At 68.8% G+C, this 231-nt stretch carries 1 protein-coding gene; it reads left to right on the top strand.

The features are described 5' to 3' along the window. Window positions 1-231, top strand: a 231-nt coding sequence (locus ACNKXS_RS15305; protein WP_417921635.1) for a neutral zinc metallopeptidase, incomplete at both ends; no start/stop codon positions are given.

The following is a 231-nucleotide window of genomic DNA, read 5'->3' as shown; positions in this document are numbered from 1 at the left end:
CAGCGCTTCCAGGTAGCCGGGGAGTTCGCCCAGGCCTACGTCATCGCGCACGAGGTCGGCCATCACGTCCAGAACCTGCTCGGCATCTCGGACCAGGTGCGCCAGGCCCAGCGTAGCATGTCCGCAACCGAGGGCAACCGGCTGTCGGTGCGGCTCGAGCTGCAGGCCGACTGCTTCGCCGGCATCTGGGCCAACCAGCGCAGGCACGTCATCGAACCGGGCGACGTCGAG

Source organism: Christiangramia marina (assembly GCF_048285865.1).
Lineage (GTDB): Bacteria > Bacteroidota > Bacteroidia > Flavobacteriales > Flavobacteriaceae > Christiangramia > Christiangramia marina.
This window is presented reverse-complemented; position numbering and strand designations above follow the sequence as displayed.